The organism is Niveispirillum sp. BGYR6 (assembly GCF_027568365.1).
GTDB lineage: Bacteria > Pseudomonadota > Alphaproteobacteria > Azospirillales > Azospirillaceae > Niveispirillum.
On record NZ_JANLNL010000009.1, the window covers coordinates 19717 to 34197 of the forward strand.

Here is a 14481-nt window from a genome sequence, read left to right on the forward strand (position 1 = left end):
GGGGCGTCAGCCCCCCTTACCGCACAAACCGCCCCACCAGTTCCAGATGCGAGGACCAGAGGAACTGGTCCACTGGCCAGACATCCGTCAACCGATAGCCACCCTCCACCAACAGGGCGGCGTCGCGGGTGAAGGTGGCGGGGTTGCAGGAGACGGCGACCAGCATCGGCACCGTTGATTTGGCCAGTTCCGCCGCCTGGGCCTGGGCCCCGGCCCGCGGCGGGTCAAACAATACGGCTTCGAAACGATTGAGGTCATAGGGCGGCAGCGGGTCGCGGAACAGGTCGCGCCGTTCGACCGTCACCTGCCCCGGCGGGCGGATGCGGGCACCGGCCTGCAGCGATGCCACGGCATCGCCATCGCCTTCCACCGCATGAACACGGGCTTGTTGCGACAGCGGAAAGGTCAGCGTGCCGCTGCCGGCGAACAGGTCGGCCACCTCTTTCGCCTCCCCGATCCCGGTCAGGGCGGCGGCGACGATGGCTGCCTCCCCGGCGGGGCTGGCCTGCAGAAAGCTGCCGGGGGCGGGGGATTGGGAGACGGGGCCGAAGGTGATGCTGCCCCGGCGGCGCATGGCAATCGGTTCCGCCGGCCGCCCTTCCTTCGCCCGCCAGCACAGCCGGGCCAGATCGGCGGATTCGGCAAAGGCCGCCAGGGTTTCCAGCACCCGCAGATCGGGTTCCGGCAGCCCCTCCAGCACCATATCCACCCCGTCATCCAGCAGGGTCAGGGAGACATCGATCTGCTGCCCATCGGCCAGAATCTGGCTCAGCACCGCGCGCAGCGGGTTCAGCAGGGCCACCAGCGGCGGGGCCAGCACGGCGCATTCGGCCAGATCGACCAGCTTGTGCGAATGCGCCTCGTTGAAGCCCAGCCAGGTGCGCCGGCCGCGCTGGGCCGCCACCAGGCTGGCCCGCCGCCGCCCGCCGGGGCCTGTGCGCGCCATCGGGTGCAGGGTCACCCCCTCGCCCAGCAGGCCGGCCCGGCCCAGGATGCTGGTCAGCATCTCCAGCTTCCAGGCGGTATAGGTGGCCTCATCCATATGCTGGGCGGCACAGCCGCCGCAGCTGCCGAAATGTTGACAGGCGGGGTCGGTGCGGCCCGGTGCCTCTTCCAGCAGGCTGACCGGCACGCCCTCCCAGCCATCGGCCCGCGCCTCCCCGAACTTCACCATCAGCCGGTCGCCCGCCAGCGTCTGCGGCACATAAAGCCGGTGGCCCTGCCATTCCGCCAGGCCGTCACCCCGCCCGCCGACACGGGTGATGGTCACCTCCACCGGGCCATGGGTGGGCGGTTCCTGCCGCACCTTGGCGGGCGGGCGGTGGCTGGGGCGGGGCTTGCTGCTGTGCCGGCGGGGGGCGGCCATGGGGGTGACTTTCGTTTCGGGGTCGAAATTATAGAATGATGTTGTCGGCCAGAATGGCGCGGGCTTCTGGTGGCAACGGCATGGGGCGGCGGCTCTGCCGGTCGATCAGCACCATCCACGCCTCATGCGTGGCCGCATTTGTTCCGTTTACGAAAAGACTGGCCAGGATGCTGTAGGAGCTGGTGCCGACCGTTCCGATGCCGACACCGATATCCAGCCGGGCGGGGCGATGCACCTCCGCATTGAATTCGGTCCGGGTGGTTTTGATCACCATCAGGCCGCCCGGCACCAGCGGGCGGATTTCCATCCGGTCCAACAGCGCCACCCGGCCATTTTCCATGATGATATTGATGGCATTATTGTTGGCATGGCCCAGCGGGTCCAGGTCGCCAAAGCGCACATGGTCCTGTACCCAGTGCCGAAAGCGGGCCGGGTCGCGCAACAGGTTCAGATCGGTCGTCGTCATCCCACCGCGCATAGAGGCAGCCACCGTCCGGGTCAAGCCCGCTTACGTCGGGGGGCGTGCCCCGCCTGGGCATAGGTGGTGACCCACATTTCGGCAAGCAGGACGCGGCAAAGGATGTTAGAAGGGGGCTTACCGGTAATCTCTAATCCCGGAAGGGGTCCATCCATGTCCGAACCGACCAACACCAGCGCCGCCGAGCAGCTTTTCGACAAGGCGCTCGACCTGGCCGAGAAGCATCTTGAAGCGGCCATGAAGGAAGGTGGCGCACTTTCCGGCTATGTGGCGATTGCCATGATCGAAGCAGCGGTGAACCAGGCCGTTGAAGAGACCAGCCACGAAGATGTGGCCGACATGCTGCGCGATCTGGCCGACCAGATCGAAGCCGACGCCGAGGAAGGTGACGAGGAGTAATCCTCGACGGACAACGGCCGCAAGGCTGAACGACAGGCGTTATGGGCACCCGTCAGGGTGTTGATGACGCGCGCTGTGACGCCCCGCCGATATTTTCGGCGGGGCGTTTTGTTATCCGGGCTACTGCCCCGCCGCTTCCATTGCGGCCTTATATGTCGCGACATAATTGCGGGCCGAGGCCTGCCAGGAGACGTCGCGCCCCATGGCGTTGCGCTGCACCTGCCGCCACAGGTCGCTGCGGTGGTACAGGGTCAGCGCCCGGTCGATGGCCGGCAGCATGGCCGCCACGGTGACGGGGGCGAAGGTGAAGCCGGTGGCGGTGCCGGCGGCCAGGCTGTCCTCCGTCACATCCGTCACCGTATCGGCCAGCCCGCCGACATGGGCTACCAGCGGCAGGCTGCCATAGCGCAGTGCATACATCTGGGTCAGGCCGCAGGGCTCAAACCGTGACGGCACCATCAGCACATCCACGCCGGCCTGCAGCCGGTGCGACAGCGCCTCGTCATAGCCCAGCACCAGCCCCACCCGGCCGGGGAAGCGGCGGGCGGCCCCGGCCAGCGCCTGTTCCAGCGCCGCACTGCCGGTGCCCAGCACCACCAGTTGTGCGCCCCTTTCCACCAGATAGGGCAGGGCCTCGACCACCAGATCGATGCCCTTCTGGTCGGTCAGGCGGCTGACAATGCCGAACAGGGGGGCGTGCAGATCGGGCGCCAGGCCGAAAATCCGCTGCAATTCCGCCTTGTTGGGGATTTTCGCCCCCAACTGGTCGGCATCATAGGGGCTGACCAGCAGCGGGTCATGCCGGCTGTCCCAGGCATCGGTATCGATGCCGTTCAGAATGCCTTCCAGGGCGGCGGCGCGGGCGCGCAACAGCCCGTCCAGCCCGAACCCCATGGTTTCCCCCTGGATTTCGGTAGCATAGGTTGGGCTGACGGTGGTGAGCCGGTCGGAATAGACCAACCCTGCCTTCAGGAAACTGAGCTGGGAATGGAATTCCAAGCCATTGGGCGTGTAGCTGTCCCAGGGGATGCCTAGGGTGGGCAGCAGGTCGGGCGGGTACAGGCCCTGGAAGGCCATGTTGTGAATGGTGAAGACGCTGCCGGGGCGCTTGGCATCACCAAAGGGCCAGAGCGGATGGCGCAGATAGGCGGCGGCCAAACCCGCCTGCCAGTCATGCCCATGCACCACCTCCGGCTTCCACCCGGCCCGGCCCCGCCCGCCATCGCCATCCAGCCCGATCAGGGCCGCCGTGCGGCCCAAGGCGGCGAAGCGCAGGTGATTATCGCTCCAATCCTTGCCGTCCGGCCCCAGATAGGGGTTGCCCTTGCGTCCGAAGAAGGAAGGCACATCCAGCGCATAAACCGTGCTGCCATCCACCCCGCGCCCCGACAACAGCCGGGCCGGCGCCTGGGAGGTCAAGCCCGGCATCCCGCGCAGGTCGCGCAGCGGCTTCAGATTTTCCAGCTTTTCCAGCACGCCGGGATATCCCGGCAACAGCAGCCGCACATCTGCCCCTTCGGCCCGCAGGGCGGCGGGCAGGGCCCCGGCCACATCCCCCAGCCCCCCGGTCTTCACATAGGGCAGACATTCCGACGTGACGAAAAGAACGCGCATGATGATTCCGAGAGCCTGTGAAACGGGTTGCGTTATCGGGATAACGGCTTGATCGCCCCCACCGGGCAATCCAGCCCGGCCGGCGACAGGGTGAAAATCTCCACCCCGTCCGCCGTCACCCCCACCGTATGTTCGAACTGGGCGGAAAGCGACAGGTCGCGGGTGATGTTGGTCCAGCCATCGTCCAACTGGCGCAGGCCGGGACCGCCCTGGTTCAGCATCGGTTCCACGGTGAAGATCATGCCGGGCACCAGCTTCATGCCGCGTCCCGGCTTGCCCCAATGCATCACATCCGGCGCATCATGGAACACCCGGCCGATGCCATGGCCCACATAGTCGCGCACGCTGGAATAGCCGACGGCACGGGCCATGCGGTCGATGACATGGCCGACATCGCCCAGATGTTTGCCCGGCGCCACCTCATTGATGCCGGCCATGGTGGCATCATAGGTGGTGCGCACCAGATGGGCGGCGCGCGGGTTCACCGTCCCCACCAGATACATGCGGCTGGTATCGCCATACCAGCCGTCCAGAATGGCGGTGACGTCGATATTGACGATATCGCCCTCCTTCAACAGCACCTGATCATCCGGCACGCCATGGTTGACGACATGGTTGGGGGAGATGCAGCAGGATTTAGGATAGCCGTGATAGCCCAGCGTGGCGGGAGTGGCCCCATGGTCGCGCATGAAGGCATCAGCGATACGGTCCAGCGCCCCGGTGCTGATGCCCGGCTGCACATAGGGGGTGAGATGGTCCAGGCAGGCGGCGGCAACCCGGCCCGCCGCGCGCATGGCGGCAAAGCCCTCTTCCCCATGCAGGGGAACCCGCCGACCCATCGGGTCCAGCACGAAATCACCCGGATAGGTCTTCATCACGCCCCTCCCACGCCAGGGGGCGGCGAAGGCCCGGGCCGTCGCCGCCCATCCTGATCAGCTTTCCAGCTTTTTCAGCATGGCTTGGGTAATCAATACCACACCCTGTTCGCTGCGATAGAAGCGGCGTGCATCTTCTTCCGCATTCTCCCCCACCACCAGACCGGCGGGGATGACGCAGCCACGATCCACCACCACCCTGGTCAGCCGCACATTCCGGTTGATCTCCACCTCCGGCAGGATCACCGCGTCGTTCAGCTCGCAATAAGAATGGATGCGCACCTTGTTGAACAGCAGGGAGCGGCGGACGACGGAACCGGACAGGATGCAGCCGGCGGACACCATGCTGTCCACCGCCATGCCGCGCCGGTCATCATCATCAAAGACGAATTTGGCCGGCGGCAATTGTTCCTGATAGGTGAAGATCGGCCAGCTTGGATCATAGATATCCAGCGACGGGGAGACGTGGCAGAGGTCCAGATTGGCCTCCCAATAGGCGTCCACCGTGCCGACATCGCGCCAATAGGCCTCCCCCGGCTGGGCGCGGTTGCGCACACAGCTTTCGCTGAAATGGTGGGCCATCACCTTGGCCTTGTCGATCAGGTAGGGGATGATGTCCTTGCCGAAATCGCGCGACGAAGTCTGCTCACCCGCGTCGCGTTCCAGATGTTCATAAAGGAACTCGGCATTGAAAATATAGATACCCATGCTGGCCAGCGAGATATCGGGCTTGCCGGGCATGGGCGGCGGGTCGGCCGGCTTCTCCAGGAAACTGGTGATGCGGTTGCTCTCATCAATCGCCATCACGCCGAACCCGCTGGCCTGGGCGCGCGGCACCTCAATGCAGCCCACGGTCACATCCGCACCGGTGCGGATGTGATGGGCCAGCATGTTGGCGTAATCCATTTTATAGATATGGTCGCCGGCCAGGATCAGCACCCATTCGGCCTCATGGCTGCGCAGGATGTCCAGATTCTGATACACGGCGTCGGCCGTGCCCTGATACCAGCTTGTTTCATCGATGCGCTGCTGTGCCGGCAGCAGATCGATGAATTCGCCGATTTCCCCGCGCAGGAAGTTCCAGCCGCGCTGCAGATGCCGCAGCAGCGAATGGGACTTGTACTGCGTCAGCACCGAAATGCGGCGGAAACCGGAATTGATGCAATTGGACAGTGCGAAATCGATGATGCGGAACTTGCCGCCGAAATGCACCGCCGGCTTGGCCCGGCGGTCGGTCAGTTGCTTCAATCGGCTGCCACGGCCGCCGGCCAGCACCAGGGCCAGCGCATTGCGCGGGGCCTGACGCAGTTCCTGGTCGAGGCGCTGTTCTGTCTGATTATCGATCATTCTTAATCTTCCCCCCTGCTTCACGCCTCTCGTTACAAGCGCATGGTTCCGGCCCGCCGCATCTGCCCGTTGGTGGGCTTGGATGAGATGGGAACACGAACCGGAACGGATGCTGGCACAGATCGGTTCCGCCTTCCATGGTCGGTTGCATGGCTCCGGCAATATGTCATCCCCAGCGGGCATGGCTGGCAATGATCCAAATCACCCGATTTTTTGCCTAAATTATAATCAGTGACAATTGCGGAGGGTGAATCATTCGCCTCGTCCCTGGTCGCTTGGGAAGCTATTCGCGGAAAACAAGGGGTTTCCGCGTTTTTTGTGACAAGAAAAACGGCCTATTTTTTGTGCAAATGGGAGCTTTTCGGGCGGTTCTCTGCTGTGCTGACGCCGATTCATCGGGGGTAGCACGCAAGGGATTCCGCCGCTTCCACGGACGGCACGGACTTTGAATAGAGGGAGCACGGCGTGTGCGGCGGCCGGTCGGCCCCGTGCCCACAAGAATGGGGAGCCACATGAATCGTTTGAACAAACTTCTTTTCGCGGCGTGCGTGGCGATGATGCCAGGCGTGGCCCTCGCTCAGGACGCGGCACCGGCACCGACCCCGACCCTGGACAGCGGCAATACGGCCTGGCTGCTGGTTTCCACGGCCCTGGTGCTGTTCATGACCATTCCGGGTCTGGCGCTGTTCTATGGCGGCATGGTGCGCAAGCCCAATGTGCTGACGATGATGATGCAGTCGTTCGCCATCTGCTGCGTGATTTCTGTGCTGTGGGTTGTGGTTGGCTTCAGCCTGGCCTTTGGTGCCGGCGGCCCGTATATCGGCGATCTCAGCCGCGCCTTCCTGGCTGGCCTGGAAGTGGGCAGCCTGAATGGCACCATCCCGGAATCGGTGTTCATCACCTTCCAGATGACCTTTGCCATCATCACCCCGGCCCTGTTCACCGGCGCCTTTGCTGACCGGATGAAGTTCTCGGCCCTGCTGGTGTTTGCGGTGCTGTGGTCGCTGCTGGTCTACAGCCCGGTTTGCCACTGGGTGTGGCAGGCCAATGGCTTCCTGTTCGGTGATGGCGTGCTGGATTATGCCGGCGGCACCGTGGTGCATATCAATGCCGGTGTTGCTGGTCTGGTTGCCTGTATCATTCTGGGCAAGCGCAAGGGCTATGGCACCGCTGACATGAAGCCGCACAATCTGGTGCTGTCGCTGATCGGTGCTTCCATGCTGTGGGTTGGCTGGTTCGGCTTCAATGCTGGTTCCGCCGTGGCCGCTGATGGCCGTGCGGGCATGGCCATGCTGGTGACCCAGGTTGCCGCCGCCACCGCCGCGCTGGCCTGGCTGTTTGTGGAATGGGGTGTGAAGGGCAAGCCCTCCATCCTGGGTATCATTTCCGGTGCCGTGGCTGGTCTGGTCGCCATCACGCCCGCCGCTGGCTTCGTCGGTGTGGATGGGGCCCTGGCCATCGGTCTGGCCTCGGGCGTGATCTGCTACTTTGCTTCCACCACCATCAAGCACGCGCTGAAATATGATGACAGCCTGGATGTCTGGGGTGTGCATGGCGTGGGTGGTATCGTCGGGGCCGTGCTGACCGGCGTGTTCGCCAAGTCCGCCATCGGTGGTGCCGCTGCCGCCGGTGCCCTGGAAGGCAATATCGGTCAGGTCTGGACCCAGATTTACAGCGTGCTGATCACCCTGGTCTGGTCTGGTGTCGTCTCCGCCATCATCCTCTACGCCATCAAGTTCACCATCGGTCTGCGGGTGGACGAAGATGCCGAGCGTGACGGTCTGGACATCGCCCTGCATGGCGAATCCATTCAGTAAATAACGATCCCTCTTCGGGGTTTGATTTGACCGCCGCACCGGGCAACCGGTGCGGCGGTTCTATTTTTAGCCGACTGTCATCACTACTTTGCCGGTAGATTGCCGGCCCGACAGCAGGGCAAAGGCAGCCTCATACTGTTCCAGCGGCAGCAGGTGGCTGACATGCGGGCGCAGCTTGCCTGCCGCCCACATTGCCAGCAGGTCGCGCAGGCTGTCGGTCAGGGTGGTGCGGTCATACTGGCGATAGGCGCCCCAGAACAGGCCCAGCACGGCGCAGTTTTTCACCAGCAGGATATTCGCGGGCACTTGCGGGATACGGCCGGACGCAAAGCCGATGGTGACAATGCGCCCGCCCCAGCCCAGGCAGCGCAGGGCAGCATCGAACAGATCGCCGCCCACCGGGTCATAAACGACATCCACGCCCTTGGGCGCCAGTTCCTTGATCCGCGTGCGCAGGTCATCGCTGGCGTAATTCACCAGCTCATCGGCGCCATGCGCCTTGGCCAGGGCCAGTTTTTCTTCTGAGGAAGCAGCGGCGATCACCCGTGCGCCCAGTGCCTTGCCGATCTCCACCGCCGTCAGCCCCACGCCGCCGGCAGCCCCCAGCACCAGCAGGGTTTCCCCCGGCTTCAGCCCCGCCCGCACCGTCAGCGCCAGATGGGAGGTGCCATAGGCGACGGGGAAGGCGGCAGCACTGGGGAAATCCATGCCATCGGGCAAGGGCAGGGTCAGGCTGGCATCGGCCACCGTGTCGCTGCGAAAGGCGCCATGGGCGGCCAGTGCCATGACCCGCTGGCCGGGCAGCAGATGGGTCACATCGGCCGCCACCTCCACCACCTCACCGGCGCATTCCAGGCCGGGGGTGAAGGGGAAGGGCGGCTTTTCCTGGTACTTCCCCTCAATCATCAGCGTGTCGGCGAAATTCATCGCCGCCGCATGAACCGCGATCCGCACCTGCCCCGGCCCCAGGGGCAGCGGGGCAACCGGTTCAATGGCCAGCCGCGACGGCGGCCCATATTCCTTGCACAACAGCGCGCGCATCCGTTTCCTCTCCATGCTTATTTTTAAACGCATGTTTGAGGGTGCGGCGGATATATCGACCCGTCAAGGGAAGGTTGTTTTCAGCGCTTGATGCCTTCATCCGTCAGTACCACCACCGGGTAACCGCGATATTCCGCCGGTGCGCCATGGTCGGGGCCGGCCACGCGCAGATAGATGCGGCCTTCGCCCATGCCAGTGCCGACAACGGGTTTGCCGGCGTCGGTCAGTTCCTTGAACAGGCTGCGGGCGGCTTCGGCCACCGGGTGCTTTTCCGTGTTGGTCGCGTCACTCATGCTCTGATCACCTTTGTCGGTTCCTGCGGCCCAATCTGCGCCGGAACGCCCCCTCTGGTCCAGTCTTCGCCGTTGCAGCAACCAGCAGGACGCGGGGCCGGTTCCACATGGGCGCATAGCGGGCGGCCGTCGCCGATGCCCATTTTCGGCAGCAAAATTACCGATGACACCGGTGGAACAATGAAATTTGGCGTAAATCCTTGCTTTCTGATCCGCCCGCCTGTCCACCGCGACACTTGGCCGGCTGGTGTTCGCACGCCGGACATGGGTATTTTTGCCCCGCCATTCTGCCGATGTGAAACTGCGCGGACGTCCCGCGAAGCTTCACAAAGATTACCGGATCAGGCATCGTGCCGATGCAAAACAAATCCGGCCGGGACCGATCATGTCGCAGGCGGGCCAACCGTCTCCGGGGTTCCGGCCAAGCCGGGCGTCACTGAAGCCAGAGGGGGAATCGGATCGCAATGAAGATCGCCATACCGAAGGAACGCCGTGCGCATGAATTGCGCGTTGCGGCCACGCCGGAAACGGTGCGCAAATATATCGGGCTGGGGTTTGAGGTGGTGGTGGAAACCGGCGCCGGCCTTGGCTCCGCCATCACTGATGATGCCTTTGCCCTGGCTGGCGCCAAGATCACCCCGGATGTCGCCACCACCCTGACCGGTGCCGATATCGTGCTGAAGGTGCAGCGTCCGCTGACCGCCGGCGAGGGTGATGTGGATGAACTGGCGCTGCTGAAGCCCGGCGCCATCCTGATCGCCGGCCTGTCCCCCTATGGCGCGCCGGAATCGGTGACCGCCTATGCCAATGCCAAGGTTGATGCCTTCGCCATGGAATTCATGCCGCGCATCACCCGTGCGCAGAGCATGGATATCCTGTCGTCGCAGTCCAATCTGGCCGGTTACCGCGCGGTGATTGAGGCGGCCAACGAATTTGGCCGCGCTTTCCCGATGATGATGACGGCCGCCGGCACCGTGCCGCCGGCCCGCGCCCTGGTGATGGGGGCCGGCGTGGCCGGCTTGCAGGCCATCGCCACGGCCAAGCGTCTGGGGGCCGTGGTCTCGGCCACCGACGTGCGCCCGGCCACCAAGGAACAGGTGGAAAGCCTGGGCGGCACCTTCGTCGCCGTGATGGATGAGGAATTCCAGCAGGCCCAGACCGCCGGCGGCTATGCCAAGGAAATGTCCCCGGAATACAAGGCCAAGCAGGCGGCCCTGATCGCGGAGACGATCAAGAAGCAGGATATCGTCATCACCACCGCACTGATCCCCGGCCGCAAGGCCCCGGTGCTGGTGACCGACGAGATGCTGAAGACCATGAAGCAGGGGGCGATCCTGGTGGATCTGGCCTGCGAGCAGGGTGGCAATGTCGAAGGCTCCGTCGCCGGTGAGGTGGTGGAGAAATATGGCGTGAAGATTGTCGGCCGCATCAATATGCCCAGCCGCATCGCTGTCGATGCCTCGGCGCTTTACGCCAAGAACCTGCTGAATTTCATCACCCCCTTCGTCGACAAGGAGACGAAGACCCTGAAGCTGAACTGGGAGGATGAGGTGGTGAAGGGCACGGGCCTGACCCGTGACGGCACCATCGTCCATTCCGCCTTCAAGCCGGCCGCCGCCTGATCGGGAGGGATAATATGGATCCGCAAAAGCACGCCCAGGACGCGGCGGAACTGGCCAACCAGGCCAAGGCCCTGGCCGACAATGCCGCCGATATTGCCAATCAGGCCGCCTCCGTGGCTACCCATGCCGCCATGGCCGCCGGTCCGCCCTTCATCGTCACCGGGCTCACCATCTTCGTGCTGGCCTGTTTTGTGGGCTATTACGTGGTGTGGCGGGTGACGCCGGCCCTGCATTCGCCGCTGATGGCCGTTACCAACGCTGTTTCCTCCGTCATCATTGTCGGCGCGCTCATCGCCACCGGGTCTGCGATTTCCGGCTGGTCGATGCTCTTCGGGTTCCTGGCCACCATCCTGGCCGCCGTGAACATCTTCGGCGGCTTCATGGTCACCCAGCGGATGCTGGCCATGTACAAGAAAAAGACGCCGGCTGCCGGCGGCAACGCCAAGTAAGGGGGGCGATTCATGGTTATCGTTGCTTCGCTCGCCTATCTGGCGGCGGCGGTCTGTTTCATCATGGCGCTGCGCGGGCTGTCCAGCCCGGCAACGGCGCAATCCGGCAACCGGTTCGGCATGGTCGGCATGGCCGTGGCCATCGTCACCACCCTGGTGGTCACCCCCGATATTGGTGGGCTGGCCTGGCTGTTGATCGTGGCCGGTCTGGCCATCGGCGGCGGCATTGGCTATGTCATCGCCAAGCGCATCCAGATGACAGAGCTGCCGCAGCTTGTGGCGGCCTTCCACTCCCTGGTCGGTCTGGCCGCCGTGTTCGTGGCCGCCGCCGCCTTCTTCTCGCCGGAGAGCTTCAATATCGGGCAGCCGGGGGATATTCATGTCGGCTCCCTGATTGAAATGAGCCTGGGGGTGGCCATCGGTGCCATCACCTTCACCGGCTCCCTGGTGGCGTTCGCCAAGCTGCAGGGTCTGGTTTCCGGCAAGCCGTTGCAGTTCAGCGGTCAGCATATGCTGAATGCCGGGCTTGGCATTGCCACCCTGCTGCTGATCGTGCTGCTCTGCATCACGCAGAGCCCGGTGATCTTCTGGCTGATCGTGGCCGTGGCGCTGGCGCTGGGCCTGCTGCTGATCCTGCCGATCGGCGGCGCTGACATGCCGGTGGTCGTTTCCATGCTGAACAGCTATTCCGGCTGGGCGGCGGCGGGTATCGGCTTCACACTGCAAAACCCGCTGCTGATCATCACCGGTTCGCTGGTCGGTGCCTCGGGCGCCATCCTGTCCTACATCATGTGCAAGGGCATGAACCGGTCCATCTTCAACGTCATCCTGGGTGGCTTTGGCGGCGATGCTGCTGCGGCCGGCCCGGCGGGCGGTGCGGCGGTGGATCGTTCCTTCAAGGCCGGTTCGGCCGATGATGCGGCCTTCATCATGAAGAACGCTGCCAAGGTCATCATCGTGCCGGGTTATGGCATGGCGGTGGCCCAGGCCCAGCACGCGCTGCGCGAAATGGCCGACCTGCTGAAGAAGGAAGGGGTGGAGGTGAAATACGCCATCCATCCCGTGGCCGGCCGTATGCCCGGCCATATGAATGTGCTGCTGGCCGAAGCCAATGTGCCCTATGACGAGGTGTTCGAACTGGACGAGATCAACCGTGATTTCGGTCAGGCGGACGTGGCCTATGTCATTGGCGCCAATGACGTGACCAACCCGGCGGCAAAGACCGACACGTCCAGCCCCATCTATGGGATGCCCATCCTGGATGTGGAAAAGGCCAAGACGGTGTTGTTCATCAAGCGGTCGATGGGTGCCGGTTATGCCGGTGTGGAGAACGAGCTGTTCTTCCGCCCCAACACCATGATGCTGCTGGGCGACGCCAAGAAGATGACGGAAGAAATCGTCAAGGCGCTGTCAGGCGGCGGGCACTGATCGAGGTATGAAGGAAGGGCCGGCTGAAAAAGCCGGCCCTTTATGCAAGGCATTACCAAGGGTCATCATTCATGACCGTTGGTAATGCTGCGACTGCCGCCGCGCCGCTCGTGCGGTGTAGCCAAGCCAGCGGATGCTGGCGCTGGCGACTGAGGGGCAAGAAAGATTGACCAACGGTCAAGATTTCATGCCACCGGTATAATTTTTAGTTTCTCTTTGTCAGCCAAACAACTCTGCCGGCCATTTGTATGACATGCGGCTGGTTGATTGGAACGCCAGGAACTTAGCTGGCGCTGAAGCCCAGCAGCGCGTTGACCTGTGACTGTACTCCGGCATTGCTGGGCATATGGATGTGATCAGCCCCGTTCACGCCGTATGTCGTCACATTGGAATTGGTGCTGAACATCGCGCTGTAAATCGGAACAATAGTGTCGCCGCCGCCATCGGTCCAAACGGGCGTGAGCACCGTATCAAACAGCTCCCCCGGTGCAGCGGTGAATCCGGTTATAGTCCCCGTTGCGGCGGTTGTCGCACTGGGTTCGGTTGTGCTGACTACACCATAAATACAGTGATAGGGAACGGGGGGAGCAGATGTATAATTGAGGTTGCTGAACAATTTTTCTGCCGCCGCTAAATTCGTACTATTGAAATTTGTGTTGTTCAGGCGTTTCTGAACTGGGGTAGGCAGATTTGCAAATGGATAGATTGGATAGCTTTCCGTTGTAACCTTCGGTCCGGAATATGTGATGAAATTAGAAAGGGTATCGGATGACAAGTTGGGTGGGAGCAACTGATAGGTGCTGACGCCCATTGAACCGTTAACAAAAGCGTGGAACATGGCCAGCACATTGTCCGCCGCGATTTGTTCCAGACCGGCCAGCCAGTCATCGAAAATTTGAATGAATGGATTCAAGCTGTCATCTCCAGCAACCGATGTCGACATCGTGTTGGAGATGGGGGCAAGAGCCATCGGTGCCCCAAGATGAGGGGTCCCCAGAGTGATCAATTGATCAATCATGCCGATGATTGTGTTGTCGGATTTCCCGACACTTTCCAGATAAGAGCGCGCAACAAGGCCGCCCATGCTATGGCCGATCAGGGTGATCTTGCCAACATTTTGACTGTTCACAAGATAGTTCAGGAAATTTTGCAGCATCTGGGCAGATACTAGAAGATTGTCCTGCCGCCAGTCATAACCCCATCCGATCACCGTGTTACCCGTCAGATCAGAGTTTAGCCAGGGCAGCGCATTCTCGGGCATATTTGGGGGTGTGTTCGTCGGCCAATATGCATATTGAAAACTATAAGAATTGGGGTTGCTGGCATTGGCGGCCGTCACAATCGAGTTGATCAGGGCACCGTAGCCGGAATTCGTCGTATCAAACCCAGCGGGCATCCCGGCATAGAGGCTTTCGCTCATCTCTCCGGCAACAATTGCGGCCGAGGCGGGAAGCGCAGCCTCTTTCAGAGCCTGGGTTGTCCACAGGGGGGAGGTGGATGCTTCATCGCTTTGGTTGATGACAAGGCTTGTTCCGGTGGTTCCGGGCAATATAATAATTGCATGATAGGTGTTTGCCATAGTTCTCGTCTCCATTTATTGGGTTGGTGAACGTCATGGTTTTATAGTTCTTGCATTTTATTTGGCTGCGGGTCTTAACAGGTTTTTTCTGTTTTCCCGTAAGGCTCATTCGCGCACCTTTATTGGATAATGCGCGATGTAAGGCAAGAACTGCTCGGCGTAAGCCAAACATA

General features: G+C 62.6%; 13 protein-coding genes. 5 read left to right on the forward strand and 8 right to left on the reverse strand.

What is annotated here, in order from left to right; translation table 11 throughout:
• Positions 1–16: 16 nt before the first annotated feature.
• Both PCJ49_RS17635 and PCJ49_RS17640 read right to left on the reverse strand, forming a co-directional pair.
• Complete coding sequence (locus PCJ49_RS17635) at positions 17–1366, reverse strand: class I SAM-dependent RNA methyltransferase (protein WP_269912094.1); 1350 nt, start codon at positions 1364–1366, stop codon at positions 17–19.
• Between the two features lie 28 nt (positions 1367–1394).
• Positions 1395–1832 (reverse strand): thioesterase family protein, encoded by a 438-nt coding sequence (locus tag PCJ49_RS17640; RefSeq protein WP_269912095.1) that lies wholly within the window; start codon positions 1830–1832, stop codon positions 1395–1397.
• A gap of 165 nt (positions 1833–1997) precedes the next feature.
• Here PCJ49_RS17640 and PCJ49_RS17645 point away from each other — a divergent pair, with 165 nt between their 5' ends.
• The gene (locus tag PCJ49_RS17645) at positions 1998–2243 is read left to right on the forward strand and encodes a hypothetical protein (protein WP_089286041.1); all 246 of its coding nucleotides are present in this window, start codon (positions 1998–2000) and stop codon (positions 2241–2243) included.
• Positions 2244–2363: 120 nt separating this feature from the next.
• Here the strand turns inward: PCJ49_RS17645 and glgA are convergent, their stop codons facing one another.
• The 3 genes from glgA to glgC are packed head-to-tail and all read right to left on the reverse strand — an operon-like array spanning position 2364 to position 6079.
• Complete coding sequence (gene glgA, locus PCJ49_RS17650; RefSeq protein ID WP_269912096.1) at positions 2364–3857, reverse strand: glycogen synthase GlgA; 1494 nt, start codon at positions 3855–3857, stop codon at positions 2364–2366.
• A gap of 32 nt (positions 3858–3889) precedes the next feature.
• The gene (gene map, locus PCJ49_RS17655; protein WP_269912097.1) at positions 3890–4732 is read right to left on the reverse strand and encodes a type I methionyl aminopeptidase; all 843 of its coding nucleotides are present in this window, start codon (positions 4730–4732) and stop codon (positions 3890–3892) included.
• A gap of 57 nt (positions 4733–4789) precedes the next feature.
• Positions 4790–6079 (reverse strand): glucose-1-phosphate adenylyltransferase, encoded by a 1290-nt coding sequence (glgC, locus tag PCJ49_RS17660; protein WP_269912098.1) that lies wholly within the window; start codon positions 6077–6079, stop codon positions 4790–4792.
• 557 nt (positions 6080–6636) lie between these two features.
• On the opposite strand from glgC, the gene PCJ49_RS17665 reads away from it, so the two are divergent.
• Complete coding sequence (locus PCJ49_RS17665; protein WP_269912242.1) at positions 6637–7896, forward strand: ammonium transporter; 1260 nt, start codon at positions 6637–6639, stop codon at positions 7894–7896.
• Positions 7897–7962: 66 nt separating this feature from the next.
• Here the strand turns inward: PCJ49_RS17665 and PCJ49_RS17670 are convergent, their stop codons facing one another.
• Both PCJ49_RS17670 and PCJ49_RS17675 read right to left on the reverse strand, forming a co-directional pair.
• On the reverse strand, positions 7963–8937 hold the full coding sequence (locus PCJ49_RS17670; protein ID WP_269912099.1) for an NADPH:quinone oxidoreductase family protein: 975 nt from the start codon (positions 8935–8937) through the stop codon (positions 7963–7965).
• 80 nt (positions 8938–9017) lie between these two features.
• The gene (locus tag PCJ49_RS17675; RefSeq protein ID WP_089286046.1) at positions 9018–9230 is read right to left on the reverse strand and encodes a hypothetical protein; all 213 of its coding nucleotides are present in this window, start codon (positions 9228–9230) and stop codon (positions 9018–9020) included.
• Positions 9231–9694: 464 nt separating this feature from the next.
• Between PCJ49_RS17675 and PCJ49_RS17680 the strand changes: the two genes are divergently transcribed.
• From PCJ49_RS17680 to PCJ49_RS17690, 3 genes are read left to right on the forward strand one after another with little or no spacing between them, the layout of a single operon-like run.
• The gene (locus PCJ49_RS17680) at positions 9695–10852 is read left to right on the forward strand and encodes a Re/Si-specific NAD(P)(+) transhydrogenase subunit alpha (RefSeq protein ID WP_269912100.1); all 1158 of its coding nucleotides are present in this window, start codon (positions 9695–9697) and stop codon (positions 10850–10852) included.
• A gap of 14 nt (positions 10853–10866) precedes the next feature.
• Positions 10867–11301 (forward strand): NAD(P) transhydrogenase subunit alpha, encoded by a 435-nt coding sequence (locus tag PCJ49_RS17685; RefSeq protein ID WP_089286048.1) that lies wholly within the window; start codon positions 10867–10869, stop codon positions 11299–11301.
• A 12-nt stretch (positions 11302–11313) separates the two neighbouring features.
• A complete protein-coding gene (locus tag PCJ49_RS17690; protein ID WP_269912101.1) occupies positions 11314–12729 on the forward strand; it encodes an NAD(P)(+) transhydrogenase (Re/Si-specific) subunit beta in 1416 nt (471 codons plus the stop codon).
• Positions 12730–13012: 283 nt separating this feature from the next.
• On the opposite strand, the gene PCJ49_RS17695 is transcribed toward PCJ49_RS17690, so the two are convergent.
• The gene (locus PCJ49_RS17695) at positions 13013–14308 is read right to left on the reverse strand and encodes an alpha/beta hydrolase (RefSeq protein WP_269912102.1); all 1296 of its coding nucleotides are present in this window, start codon (positions 14306–14308) and stop codon (positions 13013–13015) included.
• Positions 14309–14481: the final 173 nt, after the last annotated feature.

Excerpts from the sequence above, each read along its gene's own strand:
- PCJ49_RS17635 (WP_269912094.1), bottom strand. The coding sequence starts at position 1,366 with ATGGCCGCCCCCCGCCGGCACAGCAGCAAGCCCCGCCCCAGCCACCGC.
- PCJ49_RS17640 (WP_269912095.1), bottom strand. The coding sequence starts at position 1,832 with ATGACGACGACCGATCTGAACCTGTTGCGCGACCCGGCCCGCTTTCGG.
- PCJ49_RS17645 (WP_089286041.1), top strand. The coding sequence starts at position 1,998 with ATGTCCGAACCGACCAACACCAGCGCCGCCGAGCAGCTTTTCGACAAG.
- glgA (WP_269912096.1), bottom strand. The coding sequence starts at position 3,857 with ATGCGCGTTCTTTTCGTCACGTCGGAATGTCTGCCCTATGTGAAGACC.
- map (WP_269912097.1), bottom strand. The coding sequence starts at position 4,732 with ATGAAGACCTATCCGGGTGATTTCGTGCTGGACCCGATGGGTCGGCGG.
- glgC (WP_269912098.1), bottom strand. The coding sequence starts at position 6,079 with ATGATCGATAATCAGACAGAACAGCGCCTCGACCAGGAACTGCGTCAG.
- PCJ49_RS17665 (WP_269912242.1), top strand. The coding sequence starts at position 6,637 with ATGCCAGGCGTGGCCCTCGCTCAGGACGCGGCACCGGCACCGACCCCG.
- PCJ49_RS17670 (WP_269912099.1), bottom strand. The coding sequence starts at position 8,937 with ATGCGCGCGCTGTTGTGCAAGGAATATGGGCCGCCGTCGCGGCTGGCC.
- PCJ49_RS17675 (WP_089286046.1), bottom strand. The coding sequence starts at position 9,230 with ATGAGTGACGCGACCAACACGGAAAAGCACCCGGTGGCCGAAGCCGCC.
- PCJ49_RS17680 (WP_269912100.1), top strand. The coding sequence starts at position 9,695 with ATGAAGATCGCCATACCGAAGGAACGCCGTGCGCATGAATTGCGCGTT.
- PCJ49_RS17685 (WP_089286048.1), top strand. The coding sequence starts at position 10,867 with ATGGATCCGCAAAAGCACGCCCAGGACGCGGCGGAACTGGCCAACCAG.
- PCJ49_RS17690 (WP_269912101.1), top strand. The coding sequence starts at position 11,314 with ATGGTTATCGTTGCTTCGCTCGCCTATCTGGCGGCGGCGGTCTGTTTC.
- PCJ49_RS17695 (WP_269912102.1), bottom strand. The coding sequence starts at position 14,308 with ATGGCAAACACCTATCATGCAATTATTATATTGCCCGGAACCACCGGA.